General features: G+C 70.0%; 15 protein-coding genes. 5 read left to right on the top strand and 10 right to left on the bottom strand.

Annotated features, from left to right (window positions below; translation table 11 throughout):
- Nucleotides 1–13 precede the first annotated feature (13 nt).
- From aspS to ACFWY5_RS32295, 3 genes are read right to left on the bottom strand one after another with little or no spacing between them, the layout of a single operon-like run.
- Nucleotides 14–1,744, bottom strand: coding sequence for an aspartate--tRNA ligase (gene aspS, locus ACFWY5_RS32305; protein ID WP_379624693.1), 1,731 nt, complete (start codon nt 1,742–1,744; stop codon nt 14–16).
- Nucleotides 1,741–2,997 (bottom strand): histidine--tRNA ligase, encoded by a 1,257-nt coding sequence (hisS, locus tag ACFWY5_RS32300; RefSeq protein WP_379636412.1) that lies wholly within the window; start codon nt 2,995–2,997, stop codon nt 1,741–1,743. The genes aspS and hisS overlap by 4 nt, the downstream gene beginning before the upstream one ends.
- Nucleotides 2,997–3,677, bottom strand: a complete 681-nt coding sequence (locus ACFWY5_RS32295; protein WP_379624689.1) for an MBL fold metallo-hydrolase — start codon at nt 3,675–3,677, stop codon at nt 2,997–2,999. Before ACFWY5_RS32295 ends, hisS begins: the two co-directional genes overlap by 1 nt.
- 139 nt (nt 3,678–3,816) lie before the next feature.
- Between ACFWY5_RS32295 and ACFWY5_RS32290 the strand changes: the two genes are divergently transcribed.
- The 5 genes from ACFWY5_RS32290 (at nt 3,817) to dinB (ending at nt 9,138) form a co-directional block, all read left to right on the top strand.
- The gene (locus ACFWY5_RS32290) at nt 3,817–4,695 is read left to right on the top strand and encodes a peptidylprolyl isomerase (protein WP_379636410.1); all 879 of its coding nucleotides are present in this window, start codon (nt 3,817–3,819) and stop codon (nt 4,693–4,695) included.
- A 60-nt stretch (nt 4,696–4,755) separates the two neighbouring features.
- Complete coding sequence (locus tag ACFWY5_RS32285; protein ID WP_379624685.1) at nt 4,756–5,985, top strand: DUF349 domain-containing protein; 1,230 nt, start codon at nt 4,756–4,758, stop codon at nt 5,983–5,985.
- A gap of 171 nt (nt 5,986–6,156) precedes the next feature.
- The gene (locus tag ACFWY5_RS32280) at nt 6,157–7,491 is read left to right on the top strand and encodes a glycoside hydrolase family 28 protein (protein ID WP_379636408.1); all 1,335 of its coding nucleotides are present in this window, start codon (nt 6,157–6,159) and stop codon (nt 7,489–7,491) included.
- Between the two features lie 21 nt (nt 7,492–7,512).
- Nucleotides 7,513–7,923, top strand: a complete 411-nt coding sequence (locus ACFWY5_RS32275) for a cupin domain-containing protein (protein WP_379622499.1) — start codon at nt 7,513–7,515, stop codon at nt 7,921–7,923.
- Between the two features lie 33 nt (nt 7,924–7,956).
- Nucleotides 7,957–9,138, top strand: coding sequence for a DNA polymerase IV (dinB, locus tag ACFWY5_RS32270; protein WP_379636406.1), 1,182 nt, complete (start codon nt 7,957–7,959; stop codon nt 9,136–9,138).
- A 173-nt stretch (nt 9,139–9,311) separates the two neighbouring features.
- On the opposite strand, the gene ACFWY5_RS32265 is transcribed toward dinB, so the two are convergent.
- The 7 genes from ACFWY5_RS32265 to ruvA all read right to left on the bottom strand — a co-directional run bounded on the left by ACFWY5_RS32265 (nt 9,312) and on the right by ruvA (nt 17,313).
- A complete protein-coding gene (locus ACFWY5_RS32265; RefSeq protein ID WP_379636404.1) occupies nt 9,312–11,504 on the bottom strand; it encodes a RelA/SpoT family protein in 2,193 nt (730 codons plus the stop codon).
- A 124-nt stretch (nt 11,505–11,628) separates the two neighbouring features.
- Entirely contained in the window at nt 11,629–12,126 is a 498-nt protein-coding gene (locus ACFWY5_RS32260; RefSeq protein ID WP_379622493.1) for an adenine phosphoribosyltransferase, read from the bottom strand.
- Nucleotides 12,127–12,197: 71 nt separating this feature from the next.
- Nucleotides 12,198–13,199, bottom strand: coding sequence for a protein translocase subunit SecF (gene secF / locus ACFWY5_RS32255; protein WP_379622491.1), 1,002 nt, complete (start codon nt 13,197–13,199; stop codon nt 12,198–12,200).
- Between the two features lies 1 nt (nt 13,200).
- Nucleotides 13,201–14,970, bottom strand: coding sequence for a protein translocase subunit SecD (secD, locus tag ACFWY5_RS32250; RefSeq protein ID WP_379636402.1), 1,770 nt, complete (start codon nt 14,968–14,970; stop codon nt 13,201–13,203).
- 45 nt (nt 14,971–15,015) lie between these two features.
- The gene (yajC, locus tag ACFWY5_RS32245; RefSeq protein ID WP_379622487.1) at nt 15,016–15,378 is read right to left on the bottom strand and encodes a preprotein translocase subunit YajC; all 363 of its coding nucleotides are present in this window, start codon (nt 15,376–15,378) and stop codon (nt 15,016–15,018) included.
- 253 nt (nt 15,379–15,631) lie between these two features.
- Complete coding sequence (ruvB, locus tag ACFWY5_RS32240; RefSeq protein ID WP_379636400.1) at nt 15,632–16,696, bottom strand: Holliday junction branch migration DNA helicase RuvB; 1,065 nt, start codon at nt 16,694–16,696, stop codon at nt 15,632–15,634.
- The gene (ruvA, locus tag ACFWY5_RS32235) at nt 16,693–17,313 is read right to left on the bottom strand and encodes a Holliday junction branch migration protein RuvA (protein ID WP_379622483.1); all 621 of its coding nucleotides are present in this window, start codon (nt 17,311–17,313) and stop codon (nt 16,693–16,695) included. The genes ruvB and ruvA overlap by 4 nt, the downstream gene beginning before the upstream one ends.
- Nucleotides 17,314–17,380: the final 67 nt, after the last annotated feature.

Genomic DNA, 17,380 nt, shown 5'->3' with positions numbered 1-17,380 from the left:
CTCACGCTCGCGGCTACTCCTTGGGCTTGGCGTCGACGCCGGCTTCCTTGCGCTGCTCGGCCGTGATGGCGGTCGGGGCGCCGGTGAGCGGGTCGAAGCCGGAGGCCGTCTTGGGGAAGGCGATCACGTCGCGGATCGACTCGGCGCCGGACAGCAGCATGCAGATGCGGTCCCAGCCGTAGGCGATGCCGCCGTGCGGGGGCGGGCCGTACTGGAAGGCGTCGAGCAGGAAGCCGAACTTGCTCTCGGCCTCCTCCTTGGAGATGCCGAGCACGTCGAAGACGCGCTGCTGCATCTCGGCCCGGTGGATACGGATCGAGCCGCCGCCGATCTCCATGCCGTTGCAGACCATGTCGTAGGCGTAGGCCAGGGCTTCGCCCGGCTTGTCCTGGAAGTCGGCGGCGTACTCCGGCTTGGGACCGGTGAAGGGGTGGTGGACCGCGGTCCAGCCGCCCTCGCCGTCCTCCTCGAACATGGGGGCGTCGACGACCCAGAGGAAGGCCCACTGCGACTGGTCGATGAGGTCGCAGCGGCGGCCGATCTCCAGGCGGGCGGCGCCGAGCAGGTCGCGCGAGGAGTTGCGGGCTCCGGCGGCGAAGAAGATCGCGTCGCCGGGGGCCGCCTTGACGAAGGCCGCGAGCCCGTCCTGCTCCTGCTGCGAGAGGTTCTTGGCCACCGGGCCGCCGAGCGTGCCGTCCTCCTGGACCAGCACGTAGGCCAGGCCCCTGGCGCCGCGCGACTTGGCCCAGTCCTGCCAGCCGTCGAGCTCCTTGCGGGTCTGGGAGGCGCCGCCCGGCATGACGACCGCGCCCACGTAGTCGGCCTGGAAGACGCGGAACGTGGTGTCGGCGAAGTACGCGGTGACGTCGACCAGCTCCTGGCCGAAGCGCAGGTCGGGCTTGTCGGAGCCGTAGCGGGCCATCGCGTCGGCGTAGGTCATCCGCGGCAGCGGGGCGGGGATCTCGTAGCCGAGGATCTCCTTCCACACGCGGCCGATCAGCGCCTCGCCGACGGCGATGACGTCCTCCTGGTCGACGAAGGACATCTCGATGTCGATCTGGGTGAACTCCGGCTGCCGGTCGGCCCGCAGGTCCTCGTCGCGGTAGCACTTGGCCAGCTGGTAGTAGCGCTCGAGGCCGGCCACCTGCAGGAGCTGCTTGAACAGCTGGGGCGACTGCGGCAGCGCGTACCAGTTGGACGGCTGCAGGCGCACCGGCACCAGGAAGTCGCGGGCGCCCTCGGGGGTGGAGCGGGTGAGCGTGGGCGTCTCGACGTAGACGAAGCCGAGCTCGTCCATGACCTGGTTGGCCAGGAAGGTGGCCTTGGAGCGCACCCGCATGGCGTTGCCGACCTGCTGGCGGCGGATGTCGAGGTAGCGGTACTTCAGCCGCGCCTCCTCCGACACCCCGGTGTTGCCCTCGATGGGGAAGGGCAGCGGCGCCGACTCGCTGAGCACCTCGACCTGGGTGGCGACGACCTCGATGTCGCCGGTGGGCAGCTCGGGGTTGGCGTTGCCCTCGGGCCGCACGCGTACCTCGCCGACCACCTTCACGCAGTACTCGGCGCGCAGGTCGTGGGCGTGGTCCTCCTCGCGGAAGACCACCTGGGCCGAGCCGGAGGCGTCACGCAGGTCGATGAAGACCACGCCGCCGTGGTCGCGGCGCCGGGCCACCCATCCTGCGAGCGTCACCTGCTGCCCGGCGTGCTCCTTGCGGAGCTCCCCGGCCTTATGCGTGCGGATCACTGCACTTTCCCCTTCAGAACGTCCACGACCTGGGCCAGCGGCACCTCGGTCTGCTCAGCGGTGGTCAGGTCTTTCAGTTGTACGGCTCGCGCCGCCAGGTCACGCTCGCCCAGGATCAGCGCGAAGCGGGCGCCGGAGCGGTCCGCGCCCTTCATCGCACCCTTGAGCCCCTTGCCGCCGAAGGACATGTCGGCGGCGACGCCCGCCGCGCGCAGGTCGCCGAGGAGCTTGAACATGGTCCGGGCGGCCTCGTCACCCAGCGCCACACCGTACACCTCGCAGCGCGGCGGGGTGGCGAGCTCGATGCCCTCGCGGCCGAGGGCGATGACGGTGCGGTCCAGGCCGAGCCCGAAGCCGATGCCGGGCAGCCGCGGCCCGCCGATGGCCTCCGACAGGCCGTCGTAGCGGCCGCCGCCGCCGATGCCGGACTGCGCGCCCAGCAGCGGGTGCTCGAACTCGAAGGTGGTGCGGGTGTAGTAGTCGAGGCCGCGCACCATCCTGGGGTCGTCCTGCCACGGGATGTCCAGGTCGGCCAGGTGCTGCTTGACGCGGTCGTGGTAGGCCTTGCAGCCGGCGCACAGGTGGTCGCCGATGAGCGGCGCGTCCTCAAGCTGCTCGCGCACCTCGGGCCGCTTGTCGTCGAGCACGCGCAGCGGGTTGATCTCGATCCGGGCGCGGGTGGCCTCGTCGAGGTCGAGGCCGCGCAGGAAGTCCTGCAGTCGGGTGCGGTAGAGCGGACGGCACTCGGCGCAGCCCAGCGAGTTGAGCAGCAGGCGCACCTGGGTCAGGCCGAGCGCGGTGTACCACTGCCAGGCCAGCGCGATGGTCTCGGCGTCGACGGCCGGGTCCTCGGTGCCGACGGCCTCCAGGTCGAGCTGGTAGAACTGCCGGTAGCGGCCCTCCTGCGGCGCCTCGGCGCGGAAGACCGGGCCGCCGGTCCAGACCTTGACCGGAAGTTGTCCGCGGTGCAGGCCGTACTCCAGGACCGCGCGCAGCACTCCGGCGGTGAACTCGGGGCGCAGCGTGAGCGAGCGGCCGCCGCGGTCGGTGAAGGTGTACATCTCCTTGCTGACGACGTCGGTGGACTCGCCGACGCCGCGGGCGAACAGTTGAGTGTCCTCGAAGACCGCGGTCTCCAGGTAGGAGTAGCCGGCGCGCCTGGCGGTCTCGGCGAACGCCTGGCGGATGGCGTAGAAGGTCGAGGCCTGCGGAGGAACGTACTCCTTGACGCCCTTTGGTGCTTGGAAGCTCATTAGATCCCTCGGGTGGGACCGGCGTGCGGCGCTGCTTCCTTGAGGTAAGGATTGGTGGCGCGCTCGCGGCCGATCGTGGTCTGTGGTCCGTGGCCCGGCAGGACGATCGTCTCATCAGGCAGCGGCAGGCACTTGGCGGCCAGGCTGCGCAGGATCGTCGGATAGTCGCCGCCCGGCAGGTCGGTGCGGCCGATGGAGCCGGCGAACAGCAGGTCACCGGAGAACATGATCTCGTCCTCGGGCAGCCGGAAGCTCACCGACCCCCTGGTATGGCCGGGGGTGTGGTCCACGACGAGCTCCAGTCCGGCCAGCTTCAGCACGGCGCCGTCGGACAGCTCCTTCACGTCGTCCGGCTCGCTCAGCGTGATGCCGCCGAACAGCTGCGCGGAGGTCTCGGACCAGCCCTTGGCGGGATCGCTCAGCAGATCGCGGTCTTCCGGGTGGATCCACGCGGGAATGTCACGCGCGCCGCACACCGGGGCCACGGACCAGACGTGGTCGAGGTGCCCGTGGGTCAGCACGACCGCGACCGGCTTCAGCCGGTGCTCGCGCAGCAACTCGTCTACGCCCTCCACGGCGTCCTGACCAGGGTCGACGATCACACATTCCTCGCCGGCGGCGGGCGCGACGACGTAACAGTTGGTCTGGAAGGCCCCTGCGGGGAACCCTGCGATGAGCATCTGCCTCAGCTGATCTCGTTGAAAAAGCCAATGGGAATGTAACCGAAGGGTACCGGTGCGGGTCGCCGGGCTGCGAACCATTACCCATTGGCCGATACGATTCGCCCACCTCAGTTGATTGACTATGGGAGGCAAAGCGGTGGCCACGGGGAAGGACCGGCAGAAGCAGCTGGCTCGTGAGCACTACGAGCGGCAGATGCAGCGCCGCATCGAGCGCGAGCAGCGTAACAAGCGCACTGCGATCATCGGCTCCAGCATAGGCGTCGTCGTAGTGGTCGGCGGCATCGTCGCCGCCGTGGCCCTGTTCAACGGGGAGCCAGGCACGGAGGCGGCGGCCTCGCCCACGCCGGCGGCTTCGGACTCGGCCCAGCCGAGCACCTCGCCGAGTCAGGTCGCGGCGGCCGCGCCGTTCGACCCGAAGACCGGCAAGTGCGGCTATGTGGCCGACAAGAATGGGAACGTGAAGGATGTCGGCATGCCTCCGGCCAAGGCGAGCGTGAAGCCGGCGACCAAGACGCTGACGTTCGCCACGAACCAGGGCGACATCCAGGTGGAGCTGAACAACGCCGCCGCGCCGTGCACCGTCAACTCGCTGGAGTTCCTGGCGAAGAAGAACTACTACGACGGCAGCAAGTGCCACCGGCTGGGCAACGAGAAGTTCCCGATGTTGCAGTGCGGCGACCCGACGGCCAAGGCCGACGGCAAGAGCCAGACCGACGGCATGGGCGGCCCCGGCTACGTGATGGCCGAGGAGAACCTCAAGGGCGCCGCCTACAAGCGCGGTGTGATGGCCATGGCCAAGACGAGCGCGCCCGGGTCCACCGGAAGCCAGTTCTTCCTGGTATACGGCGACATCGGACTCACCCCGGATTACACGCCAGTCGGTACGATCACCAAGGGGCTCGACATTCTCGACAAGGTGAACAAGGCGGGCGTTATCACGCCGGGTCCGGACGGAACGGGAGCGCCCAAGGAAACCCTCCAACTCAAAGACGTGACAATCTCTGGCAAGAGCTGACGTAATACAACTAGGGACGGGTAGTCCCGAAGGGTCTGATGGAAAGTGCGGGAGGACACGGTGAGCACCGACCCGTGGGGCCGGGTAGACGACGACGGCACCGTCTACGTGCGTACGGCTGAGGGAGAGCGGGCCGTCGGCTCCTGGCAGGCCGGTGAACCCGAGGAAGCGCTGGCCTACTTCCATCGCAAGTACGACGAGCTGGCCGGGCAGGTGCAGCTGCTGGAGCAGCGGCTCAAGGGCACCGACCTGGCGCCGGCCCAGGCCGAGGCCAGCATCGTCAAGCTGCGCGAGGCCGTCGCCGACGCCCACGCCATCGGCGACCTGGCCGCGCTGACCGCCCGCCTCGACGGGCTGTCGGAGCTGGTCGCGCACCGCCGCGAGGAGGTCAAGGCCGCCCGTGAGCACGCGCGCGTCGAGGCCAAGGCGGTCAAGGAGCGCATCGTCGCCGAGGCCGAGCGCATCGCCGAGGAGACCACCCACTGGAAGTCCGGCGGCGAGCGGCTTCGCCAGCTCGTCGAGGAGTGGAAGGCCGCCGACCGCATCGACCGCGCCACCGAGGCCGGCCTGTGGAAGCGGCTGTCCGCCGCCCGCACGGCCTTCGCCAAGCGCCGCAAGACCTACTTCGCCGGGCTCGACGAGCAGCGCGAAGGCGTGCGCGCCGAGAAGGAGCGCATCGTCGCCGAGGCGGAGGCGCTGGCGGAGTCCACCGACTGGGGCCCCACCGCCTCGGTCTACCGCGAGCTGATGCAGCGCTGGAAGTCGGCCGGACGGGCCTCCCGCGACGCCGAGGACGAGCTGTGGGCCCGCTTCAAGGCCGCGCAGGACGTGTTCTTCCAGGCCCGCTCCGCCGTCTTCGCCGAGCGGGACGCGTCGCTCGCGGCCAACGCGGAGGCCAAGGAGGTGCTGCTCGTCGAGGCCGAGAAGATCCTCCCGGTCACCGACGCGCGGGCCGCCCGCGGCGCGCTGCGCCACATGCTGGAGCGCTGGGAGGCCGTCGGTCCCGTGCCGCGCGAGCAGCGCGACCGGCTGGAGGGCGGGCTGCGCAAGATCGACGAAGCCGTGCGTAAGGCCGAGGACGCGGAGTGGAAGCGCTCCAACCCCGAGGCCCGCGCCCGTGCCCAGAGCACCGTCGACCAGCTCCGCACCTCCATCGAGCAGTTGGAGAAGCGCCTGGCCAAGGCCGAGGCCGCCGGCCGGGCCAAGGACGTCAAGGAGGCCGAGGAGGCCCTGACGGCCCGCCGTTCCTGGCTGGAGGAGGCCGAGCGCACGCTCGCCGAGTTCAGCTGAGCGTCGCCACGACGAACGCCGGCCGGTCACTTCCGGCCGGCGTTTTCGTGCGCTCCCGCCGAATTAACTTCCTCACGAAGCGAATGTGATTTAGGCTCCAGACATCCGACCCCTTCTGGTGGAGGACTGATGCCTTCACGACGTTCTGTCTTGCTTCTCGGCGCTGTCAGCATGATTCCGGATACGGCACATGCCGATTCATCGGACCCATGGCACCGAGTACCTCACATTCTCCGCAGGATCAGACCACCCCGCTTCCCCGCCAGGAGGTGGGACATCACCGCCTTCGGCGCCGTCGGCGACGGCGTCACCGACTGCACCACCGCCTTCCGCCGGGCCATCGCCGCGTGCCACCGCGCGGGCGGCGGGCGCGTGCTCGTACCCCCGGGACGGTTCCTGACCGGGGCCGTCCACCTGCGCAGCGGCGTCGAGCTGCACGTCTCGGAGGGCGCCACGATCGCCTTCAGCACCGATCCGAACGCCTACCTGCCGGTGGTCTTCACCCGCTGGGAGGGGACCGAGTGCTACAACTACTCCCCCTTCATCTACGCCCGCGGCCAGCGCGACGTCGCCATCACGGGCAAGGGCACCCTGGACGGCCAGGCCCGCCAGGGCCCCTGGGAGAGCTGGTACGCCGGCGGCGGCCCGCAGGGCGCGGACCAGCGCGCCCTGCGGAGGATGGGCGACGACGGCGTGCCGGTGGAGCAACGGGTCTTCGGCGCCGGGCACTACTTACGCCCGGCGATGATCCAGTTCGTCCAGTGCGAGAACGTCCTGGTCTCGGATGTGACGATCCTGGAGCCGGCGATGTGGACGGTGAACCCGGTCCTTTCACGAAATATCACCATCCGCCGCATCACCGTCGTCAGCACGCTCTACAACACCGACGGCTGCGACCCCGAAGCCTCCTCCTATGTGCACATCCACGACTGCCGCTTCAACACCAACGACGACTGCGTGGCCGTCAAGTCCGGCCGCGACGCCGACGGCCGCCGGGTCGGCGTGCCCAGCGAGAACATCGTCGTCCAGGACTGCCTGTTCTCCGGACGCTGGGGCGGCATCACCGTCGGCAGCGAGATGTCCGGCGGCGTGCGCCACGTCTTCGCCGAGCGCTGTGTCGTCAACTCCCCCGCCTTCCCCGGCAACCACCCGGTCAAGTACCCCGTCTACATCAAGGCCAGCAAGAAGCGCGGCGCGTACGTCGACGGCGTCCACGTCCGCGGCTTCACCGGCTCCGGGGTGGACCGGGAGATCATCTTCGTCAACATGAACTACGCGAGCACCGATCCGGGAACCCTGCCGGTGTCGGTGCGGAACATCACCATGCGCGACACCCGCATCGACGGTGCCGACGCCGTGCTCAACCTCGTCGGCCTCGAAACCGACCACCTCACGGACGTGCGCCTGGACAGGTGCCGCTTCACCGGGATCACCGGGCCCGACAAGATCGCGTTCACCGACGGCCTGCGGCTGCGCAAGGTCTTCGTCAACGGCGTCGAGGTCTGAGCGCGTGAGAAGGTGGCCGCCATGGACGCCTTCCACCGCAAGCTCCACCACATCGTCCCCGGCCTGCTGACGGCCGACACCGCGCAGAGCGGGGGCATGCGCCGCCTGGCCGCCGTCAGCGGCGCCTCCGTGGGCTCCAGCCGCCTGTGGATGGGGCAGACGCACGTCGCCCCGTCCACGGCCTCGGCCGACCACCACCACGGCGAGTCCGAGACCGCCATCTACGTCGTCAGCGGCACCCCGTGCTTCGTCTTCCTCGACCCCGACGGCGGGGAGGAGGTGCGCATCGAGGCCAAGGCCGGTGACTACATCTACGTGCCGCCGTTCGTGCCGCACCGCGAGGAGAACCCCGACCCCTCGCGGGAGGCCGTGGTGGTCATCGCCCGCAGCACCCAGGAGGCCATCGTCGTCAACCTGCCCGGCCTGCGGTAGCCCTGATCGTACCTTCCATGCGAACATGTGTTCGTGAGCGAAGCGACGATCCTCCACGCCGACCTCGACGCCTTCTACGCCTCGGTCGAGCAGCGTGACGACCCGGGCCTGCGTGGCCGTCCGGTCATCGTCGGCGGCGGCGTGGTCCTGGCGGCCAGCTACGAGGCCAAGGCCTGCGGGGTCCGCACCGCGATGAGCGGCGGCCAGGCCCGCCGCCTGTGCCCGGGCGCGATCGTGGTCGAGCCCCGCATGTCCGCCTACTCCGCGGCCAGCAAGGCCGTCTTCGACGTCTTCGAGCGCACCACGCCCCTGGTCGAGGGCCTGTCCATCGACGAGGCCTTCCTCGACGTCGGCGGCCTGCGCGAGATCTCCGGGCCGCCGGACCGCATCGCCGCCAAGCTCCGCCGCGACGTACGCGAGCAGGTGGGCCTGCCCATCACCGTCGGGGTGGCCCGCACCAAGTTCCTGGCCAAGGTGGCCAGCGGCGTCGCCAAGCCCGACGGCCTGCTCGTCGTCCCGCCGGACGGAGAGCTGGACTTCCTCCATCCGCTGCCGGTCGAGCGCCTGTGGGGCGTGGGCCCCGTCACCGCCCGCAAGCTCCACGCCCTGGGCATCACCACCGTGGGCGAGGTGGCCGCCCTGCGCGAGTCCACGCTGACCGCCCGCCTCGGCCCCGCCGCCGGACGCCACCTGCTCGCCCTCGCGCTCAACCACGACCCGCGCCCCGTGCGGACGGGCCGCCGGCGACGCTCCATCGGCGCCCAGCGCGCCCTGGGCCGCACCCGGCGTACCCGCGGCGAGCTCGACGCCATCACCGTCGGCCTGATCGACCGCGTCGCGCGCCGCCTGCGCGCCGCGGGCCGCAGCGCCCGCACGGTGGTCCTGCGGCTGCGCTTCGAGGACTTCACCCGGGTCACCCGCTCCCACACCGTCCCGCAGGCCACCGACGAGACCGCGCCCCTGCTGGCGACCGCCCGCCGCCTCCTGGCCGCCGCCGCGCCCCTGATCGACGAGCGCGGCATCACGCTGGTGGGCTTCGCGCTCACCAACCTCAGCGACTGCGCCGCCCTGCAGCTCGCCCTGCCCTTCGACGAGCCGCGCGCCCTGGACACGACGGTCGACTCGCTCCGCCTGCGCTTCGGCTCCGCCGCCGTGACGCGCGCCGTCCTCCTCGGCCGCGACGACGACCCCGCCGTCCCCCTCCTGCCCGACTAGGAGGTACGGCCCCGCTCCCCTTGCCCTCCGAAGCGGCCTGAACATCCCCAGAACGGCCATGGAAACCCGCAGGCGCGCCGAGCCCTGCCCAAGGGCTCAGGCGCCGCCCCGGGGTGAGGCGCCGCTCCACCGAAGCGCTCGTGGTTCCCGTCCGGGCCGTACCAGAAGAGAGGTCAGCTGCCGGCGCCGCTGACGCGGTAGACGTCGAAGACGCCCTGGATGCTGCGGACCGCCTTCAGCACGTGCCCCAGGTGCTTGGGGTCGCCCATCTCGAAGGTGAACTTGCTGATCGCCACCCGGTCACGCGACGTGGTCACGGACGCGGACAGGATGTTGACGTGCTGGTCGGACAGGGTGCGGGTGACGTCGGACAGCAGGCGGGGCCGATCGAGCGCCTCCACCTGGATGGCCACCAGGAAGACCGAGTCCTCGCTGGGCGACCAGCTGACCTCGACGAGCCGGTCCGGCTGCTCCTTCAGCTGCTGGACGTTGGTGCAGTCGGCCCGGTGCACCGAGACGCCGTGGCCGCGGGTGACGAAGCCGACGATCTCGTCTCCCGGCACGGGGGTGCAGCATTTGGACAGGCGTACCCACACGTCGGCGTCGCCCGCCACGACCACACCGGCCCCACCGCCGCCGCGCGGGCGGCCCTTGAGGCGGGTGGGCAGCGAGGTCTCGGCGATGTCCTCCTCGGCGCTCTCGACGCCGCCGATGGAGGCCACGAGCTTCTGCACGACCGACTGGGCGGCGATGTGGCCCTCGCCGACGGCGGCGTAGAGGGCGGAGACGTCGGGGTAGCGCAGGTCGCGCGACAGCGCCAGCAGCGCCTCGCCGGACATCAGGCGCTGCAGCGGCAGGCCCTGCTTGCGCATGGCACGGCCGATGGCCTCCTTGCCGGCCTCGATCGCGGTCTCGCGGCGCTCCTTGGAGAACCACTGCCGGATCTTGTTGCGGGCACGGCCGGACTTGACGAACTTCAGCCAGTCGCGCGACGGGCCGGCGTCGGGCGACTTCGAGGTGAAGATCTCGACGGTGTCGCCGTTGCCCAGCCGCGACTCCAGCGGCACGAGGCGGCCGTTGACGCGGGCGCCGATACATCGGTGGCCGACCTCGGTGTGGACGGCGTAGGCGAAGTCGACCGGGGTCGCGCCCTCAGGCAGCGCCACGACCTGACCGCGCGGGGTGAAGACGTAGACCTCGGAGACCGACAGGTCGAAGCGGAGCGACTCCAGGAACTCGCCCGGGTCGGAGGTCTCCTTCTGCCAGTCGAGGAGCTGGCGCAGCCAGGCCATGTCGCTGCCCGGCTTGACCTTGCCGGGCGGGGCGGTGGCGCCGACCTCCTCCTTGTACTTCCAGTGGGCGGCCACGCCGTACTCGGCGCGATGGTGCATGGCGTGGGTGCGGATCTGCAGCTCGACGGGCTTGCCCTCGGGGCCGATCACCGTGGTGTGCAGCGACTGGTACATGTTGAACTTGGGCATCGCGATGTAGTCCTTGAACCGGCCGGGCACCGGGTTCCATCGCGCGTGGATCGTTCCGAGGGCCGCATAGCAGTCGCGCACGCTGTCGACGAGCACGCGGATGCCCACCAGGTCGTAGATGTCGTCGAAGGCGACATCCCTGGCGATCATCTTCTGGTAGACGGAGTAGTAGTGCTTGGGCCGGCCCTTGACCACCGCGCGGATCTTGGCCTCGCGCAGGTCGCCGGAGACCTTCTCGATGACCTCCTGCAGGAACAGGTCGCGGCGCGGCGCGCGCTCCGACACCATGCGCGCGATCTCGTCGTAGCGCTTGGGGTAGAGCATCGCGAAGGCGAGGTCTTCCAGCTCCCACTTGATCGTGTTCATGCCCAGGCGGTGGGCGAGCGGCGCGAAGATCTCCAGCGTCTCGCGGGACTTCTGCTGCCGCTTGTGCTCGGGCAGGTAGCGCATCGTGCGCATGTTGTGGAGGCGGTCGGCCAGCTTGATGATCAGCACGCGGATGTCGCGCGACATGGCCACGACCATCTTGCGCACGGTCTCGGCCTGCGCGGCGTCCCCGAACTTGACCTTGTCCAGCTTGGTGACGCCGTCGACCAGCGAGCCGATCGTGTCGCCGAAGTCGCCGCGCAGCTCCTCCAGGCCGTAGGCGGTGTCCTCGACGGTGTCGTGGAGGAGCGCGGCGCACAGGGTCTCGTCGTCGGTGCCGAGCTCAGCCAGGATCGTGGCCACGGCGAGCGGGTGCGTGATGTAGGGGTCGCCGCTCTTTCGCTTCTGATCGCGGTGATGGTACGCGGCCACGTCGTAGGCACGCTCGATCAGGCGCAGGTCAGCCTTGGGATGGGTAGCCCTGACCGTCCGGAACAAGGGTTCCAGCACCGGGTTCATGGCCCCACCCCCAAACCGCCGCCGACGCGTCGAAGACTCGGTTACGTCGGGCACGACCACATCACGGGGCACACAGACTCCTTACGTGTGAGTCCAGGCCCCCCAGTGTATCCAGGTGGCGAACTCAGACGGTCAGCAGGGCGCGTACCTCTACTCCCGGCAGGCGCGCACGCCCCTCGAGAAAGGCAAGCTCCATCAGTACGGCCACGCCCACGACGTCGGCCCCGGCGCGCCGCACCAGCTCCACCGTGGCCGCTGCGGTGCCGCCCGTGGCCAGCACGTCGTCCACGATCAGCACCCGGTCACCCGGCGCGAAGGCGTCCCGGTGCACCTCGATGGTGGCCGAGCCGTACTCCAGATCGTAGGACTCTTCCAGGGTTTCGGCGGGCAGTTTGCCCTTCTTTCTGACTGGCACGAACCCGGCATGAGCTTTGTACGCCACCGGCGCCGCCAGAATGAAGCCCCGCGCCTCGATCCCGACGATCTTGTCGGCCTCGAACAGCCCGGCGATCTCGTCCACCATGGCCGCGAACCCGTCGGCGTCGCCCAGCAGCGGCGTGATGTCCTTGAACAGCACACCCGGCTTGGGATAGTCGGGCACGTCCCTGATCAGCTCGTTCATGAATCCCCTCCTGTGGGACAAGCGAAGCCCCCGCCCCGTCGAAGCGGAGCGGGGGCCATGCCGGAAATCCGTCAGCCCTTGGCCGCGGCCGCCTTCTTGGCGCCCTTGCCGCCGCCGGTGGAGGCCAGCCTCCTGGCGATCGCCTGGTACTTCGGCTCGCGCTCCTTGAGCGTCACCAGCAGCGGTGTGGCGACGCACAGCGAGGAGTACGTGCCGACGACCATGCCGACGAACAGGGCCAGCGCCAGGTCCTTCAGCGTGCCGGCGCCGAGCAGCGTGGTGCCGATGAACAGGATCGCCGCCACCGGGAGGATGGCCACCAGTGAGGTGTTCAGCGATCGGATCAGCGTGTGGTTCAGCGCGTCGTTGGCCGCCTGGGTGTAGGTCTTCTTCGACGTGGTGCCCAGCTTGGCCGTGACTTCCTTGATCATGTCGAAGACGACGACCGCGTCGTACAGCGAATATCCGAGGATCGTCAGGAAGCCCAGGACGGTCGCCGGCGTGACCTCGAAGCCCGACCAGGCGTAGACGCCCGCGGTGATGACCAGGTCGTGCACCAGCGCCACGATGGCGGCCAGCGCCATCTTCGGCTCGAACGCCATGCTGAGATAAAGGATGATCGCCAGCATGAAGACGCCCAGGCCGATCAGGGCCTTCTGCGACACCTCGCCGCCCCAGGAGGCGCCGATGGACTGGATGTCCACCTGCGAGACCGGGATCTTGTAGTCGGCGACGACGGCGTTCTGGACCTGGGTCACCTTGGTTTCGGGCAGCGTCTCGGTGGTCACGCGCCACCGGTCGCCGGCCGTCTGCACGATCGCCTGGTGCACGCCCTCGTCGGTGAAGGTCGAGCGGACCTCGTCGATGCTGGCCGCGGGGGCCTTGAAGGAGAAGACCGACCCGCCCTTGAACTCAACGCCCAGGTTGAGGGGGCTGCCCGTGTTCACCGCGCTGAAGATCAGACCGGCGATCGAGAACACCAGCAGAAGGCCCGACAGCGAGTACCAGAGCTTCTGCTTGCCGACGAAGTCGACATCGATCTCGCCACGGTAGAGGCGACGCCCGAGTCCCATGTCAGGCCTCCTGCGGGGTGTTGGTGCGGGCGGGCTCGGAAGCCATGCGCTCGGCATCGAGACCGGACAGCGGGTGCCCCTTGGAGAAGAACTTCAGCTTCGCCAGCAGGGCGATGAACGGCTTCGTGAACAGGAACACCACGACGACGTCGATGAGTGTGGTCAGGCCCATCGCGAAGGCGAACCCGGCCACACCGCCCACGGCCAGGAAGTACAGCACGACCGCGGCGATGAACATCACGGCGTCGGCGATCAGGATCGTGCGCCGGGCACGGACCCAGGCCACCTCGACGGCCGCGCGAAGCGTCCGCCGACCTTCCTTCATCTCATCACGAATACGTTCGAAGTACACGATGAAGGAGTCGGCGGTAATACCGATTGATACCACCAAGCCGATGATGTGCGGCAGCGAGAGGGCGAAGCCTCCGTTGGCGCCGAGGACCACCACCGACTCGTACGTCAGCACCGTGGCGATCACCAGGCTCAGCACCGCGACCAGACCGAGGCCCCGGTAGTAGAACAGGCAGTAGAGGACCACGAGGGCCAGGCCGATGCCACCGGCGATCAGACCGCCCCTGAGCTGGTCGGAGCCGAGCGTCGAGGAGATCGTCTCCACCGAGCTGCGGTTGAACTTCAGCGGCAGCGCGCCGTACTTGAGCTGGTCGGCCAGGTCGGTCGAGGTCTTCTGGTTGAAGCCGCCGGTGATCTCGGCGCGGCCGCCGGGGATCGGGCCCTGGATGACCGGCGCGGTGATGACCAGGCCGTCGAGGACGACCGCCACCTGGTTGCGCGGGGCCTGCGAGTTGAACGCGACGGAGGTGAGCTTGCTCCACTCCGTGGCTCCGGCGCTCTTGAAGTCGAGCTGGACGACCCAGTCGGTGCTGCCCGGCCGCACGCCCGAGGACGCGGTGTCGATGTCGGTGCCGACGACCTTGGCCACGTCCAGGATGTACTTGGCGGAGCCGTCGTCGGAACAGGCCGCGAACTGCTTCTTCGGGTCGTCCTGCACGCCCTGGCCGCGGGTCTTGGGGTCGGTGCAGTTGAGCGCCTGGTACTGCTTCAGCACGGCCGGGTCGACGCCGCTCGTGTCGATCTGCGGCTGCTGTTCCTGCTGCGGCTGCGAAGGCTGGGCGGAGGGCGAGCCCGACGGGGTCGGGGTGGCCTTCGGGTCCTTCTTCTTGTCGTCCTTGGCCGAGGGGGTCGGCGTCGTGGGCGAGGTCAGCGCCGAGGACAGGGCCTTGCCGGTCGGCGAGGCCTTGGGGGTCTCCTGCGGGGCGTTCGCCGACGGCTTCGCGCTCGGCTCCTTGGCCGACGGCGAGCCACTCGGCTTCGCGGTGCCGCTCGGGCTGGTGCTCGGCTTGGGCGCCTCGGTGCTGAGCTGCTCCGGGGCGGCGGCCTCGACCGCGAGCACCTGGCGGAAGCGCAGCTCCGCCGTGGTGCCGACCAGCTTGATGACCTCCTCCTGGCCCTTGCCGGGAACGGAGATGATGATGTTGTCGCCGGACTTGGCGACCTCCGCGTCGGAGATGCCTGTGCCGTTCACCCGGTCACGGATGATGCTGACGGCACGGTCGAGCGACTCCTGGGAGGGAGCCGCGCCGCTGAGCGTGACGGGTGACAGGGTCACCGTCGTTCCGCCGGCGAGGTCGAGGCCCAGCTTGGGCGTGAACGCCTTCTGCAGGAGCATCGTCCCGCCCAGGGCGAGGATGAGCGCCAGGAGAATCAGGAGCGTGCGCCCCGGATTGCTGTGGCGGCTGGTCGGTCGGGCCACGGGTCGTCAGTTTCTTTCGGAGTAGAGGAGTCTGTCGCAGCCTAGTCAGGACTGCTTCGTGCTCGAGTCGCCGTTCTTCGTTTCGTCCTTGACGTCCTCGGTCTTGACCTCGTCGTCGGCGACGGGCTCGTCCTCGACGGGAGCGTCACCCGGGGTCACGACGCGGCCGATGGCCGCCTTGACCCAGCGGGTCTCGATTCCGGGCGCCACCTCAAGGATCACGTCCTCATTGTCGACCGTCACCACGGTGGCGAACAGCCCCGTCGTGGTCATCACTCGCGTACCGGGGGTGAGCGAGTTCTGCATTTTGACGGCTTCCTGCTGCCGCTTGCGCTGCGGGCGGATGAGCAGGAAATAGAACACCACCACCAGAAGTACCAGCGGCAGGATGCTTCCGAGTGATCCCATGTCCATAAGGGGCGACCTTCCATTGTCGTACAAGAAGTTGACACCGGCCTCGCGCCGGAAATTCCGTGCGTTGCGTTCGGGCCGCGCCGCTCAGCCCGTCAGCCTACACAGCCAGCCAAGCCACGGAGTGTAGGCGGTTGTTGCGAAACGCGGCAACGAGGCAGCGATTCGGCGCGCGGGGAAGTTCCCAATTTGCAATGGTTGCAACCGTTCTGTGACCCCGTGGGTTTGGCGGGGCGCGTGCCGTTCCGTGTCATAGGTCCGCGGGGCCGAACAGCGGGGCGCCGAACGCGTCCGGCGGCGGGGTCAGGCCCAGATGGGTCCAGGCCGCGGCGGTCGCGACGCGGCCGCGCGGGGTGCGGGCCAGCAGACCCTGGCGCACCAGGAACGGCTCCGCCACCACCTCGACCGTCTCCGGCTCCTCCCCCACCGCCACGGCCAGCGTGGACAGCCCGACCGGGCCGCCGCCGAACTTGCGCAGCAGTACCCCGAGCACCGCCCGGTCGAGCCGGTCGAGCCCCCACGCGTCGACCTCGTAGAGGTTGAGCGCGGCGGCGGCCAGGTCGCGGGTGACGACGCCGTCGGCGCGCACCTCGGCGAAGTCACGCACCCGGCGCAGCAGCCGGTTGGCGATGCGGGGCGTGCCGCGCGAACGGCGGGCGATCTCGTGCGCGGCGTCGTCCGGCAGGTGCACGCCGAGCAGGCGGGAGGAGCGGGCCAGCACCTGTTCGAGCTCGGCGACCTCGTAGAAGTCCATGTGGGCGGTGAAGCCGAAGCGGTCGCGCAGCGGCGCGGGCAGCAGTCCGGCCCTGGTCGTGGCGCCGACCAGCGTGAACGTCGCGATGTCCAGCGGGATCGCGGTCGCCCCCGGGCCCTTGCCGACGACGATGTCGACCCGGAAGTCCTCCATCGCGAGGTAGAGCATCTCCTCGGCGGGGCGGGCCATCCGGTGGATCTCGTCGATGAACAGCACCTCGCCCTCGGCCAGCGTCGACAGGATCGCCGCGAGGTCGCCGGCGCGTTCGAGCGCGGGGCCTGAGGTGATGCGCAGCGGCGCGCCCAGCTCCGCTGCGATGATCATCGCCAGCGTGGTCTTGCCGAGGCCCGGCGAGCCGCTCATCAGCACGTGGTCCGGCGGGCGTTGCCGTCTGAGCGCGCTTTCGAGCACCAGCGAGAGCTGCTCGCGCACCCGCCCCTGGCCGATGAACTCCGCCAGCCGCTTGGGCCGCAGCGCCGCCTCGATCTGCTGCTCGTCGCCGCCGGCCTCCGGCGCGACCAGCTCGCGCTCCAGATCGCCCAGGTCGTCCCAGTCGCTCATCGCACGCTCAACGCCCTCAGCGCCGCCTTGAGCAGCGCGGCCACCTGCGGCTGCCGTCCCTCGGCCAGCGCGACGTCGGCCTCGGGCGCCACGACGGCGATCGCCTCGTCGGCGTCCTTGCTGGAGTAGCCGAGCCCGACCAGGCCGGAGTGGACCTGCTCACGCCAGGCGGGCCTGCCCGCGTTGCCGCCGATCGCGGCGTTGACGGCCTCCTCGGGGGTGCCGAGCCGGTCCTTGAGCTCCAGGACGATGCGCTGGGCGCCCTTCTGCCCGATGCCCGGCACCTGGGTCAGCGCCTTGAGGTCCGCGCTCGCGACCGCCACGCGCAGCGCGTTGGGCGTGTGCACGGCCAGCATCGCCAGCGCCAGCTTCGGCCCGACGCCGCTGGCCGTCTGGAGCATCTCGAACACGGTCCGCTCGTCCTCGCTCCCGAACCCGAACAGGGTCAGCGACTCCTCCCGCACCACCAGCGAGGTCGCCAGCCTGGCCGCCTCCCCGACCCGCAGCCCTGCCAGGGTGCCGGGAGTGCAGTGCACCAGAATCCCCACCCCGCCGACCTCGACGACGGCGCCGTCTGGGGCGAGCGCCGCCACCTTCCCCGCCACGGACGCGATCACAACCCCACACCCTTTCCGGTGGTACGGCCGGCAGCACCGGCCTCGTCTGCTCGGGGACCGCCACTCG

The sequence above is a fragment of the Nonomuraea sp. NPDC059007 genome (genome assembly GCF_042740555.1).
In the GTDB taxonomy this organism is placed as follows: Bacteria; Actinomycetota; Actinomycetes; order Streptosporangiales; family Streptosporangiaceae; genus Nonomuraea.
Note: the sequence above shows the minus strand (reverse complement) of the source record. Positions and strands in the feature narration are given on the sequence as shown.

Excerpts from the sequence above, each read along its gene's own strand:
- hisS (WP_379636412.1), bottom strand. The coding sequence starts at position 2,997 with ATGAGCTTCCAAGCACCAAAGGGCGTCAAGGAGTACGTTCCTCCGCAG.
- ACFWY5_RS32295 (WP_379624689.1), bottom strand. The coding sequence starts at position 3,677 with ATGCTCATCGCAGGGTTCCCCGCAGGGGCCTTCCAGACCAACTGTTAC.
- ACFWY5_RS32280 (WP_379636408.1), top strand. The coding sequence starts at position 6,157 with ATGATTCCGGATACGGCACATGCCGATTCATCGGACCCATGGCACCGA.
- ACFWY5_RS32275 (WP_379622499.1), top strand. The coding sequence starts at position 7,513 with ATGGACGCCTTCCACCGCAAGCTCCACCACATCGTCCCCGGCCTGCTG.
- ACFWY5_RS32265 (WP_379636404.1), bottom strand. The coding sequence starts at position 11,504 with ATGAACCCGGTGCTGGAACCCTTGTTCCGGACGGTCAGGGCTACCCAT.
- ACFWY5_RS32260 (WP_379622493.1), bottom strand. The coding sequence starts at position 12,126 with ATGAACGAGCTGATCAGGGACGTGCCCGACTATCCCAAGCCGGGTGTG.
- secF (WP_379622491.1), bottom strand. The coding sequence starts at position 13,199 with ATGGGACTCGGGCGTCGCCTCTACCGTGGCGAGATCGATGTCGACTTC.
- yajC (WP_379622487.1), bottom strand. The coding sequence starts at position 15,378 with ATGGGATCACTCGGAAGCATCCTGCCGCTGGTACTTCTGGTGGTGGTG.
- ruvB (WP_379636400.1), bottom strand. The coding sequence starts at position 16,696 with ATGAGCGACTGGGACGACCTGGGCGATCTGGAGCGCGAGCTGGTCGCG.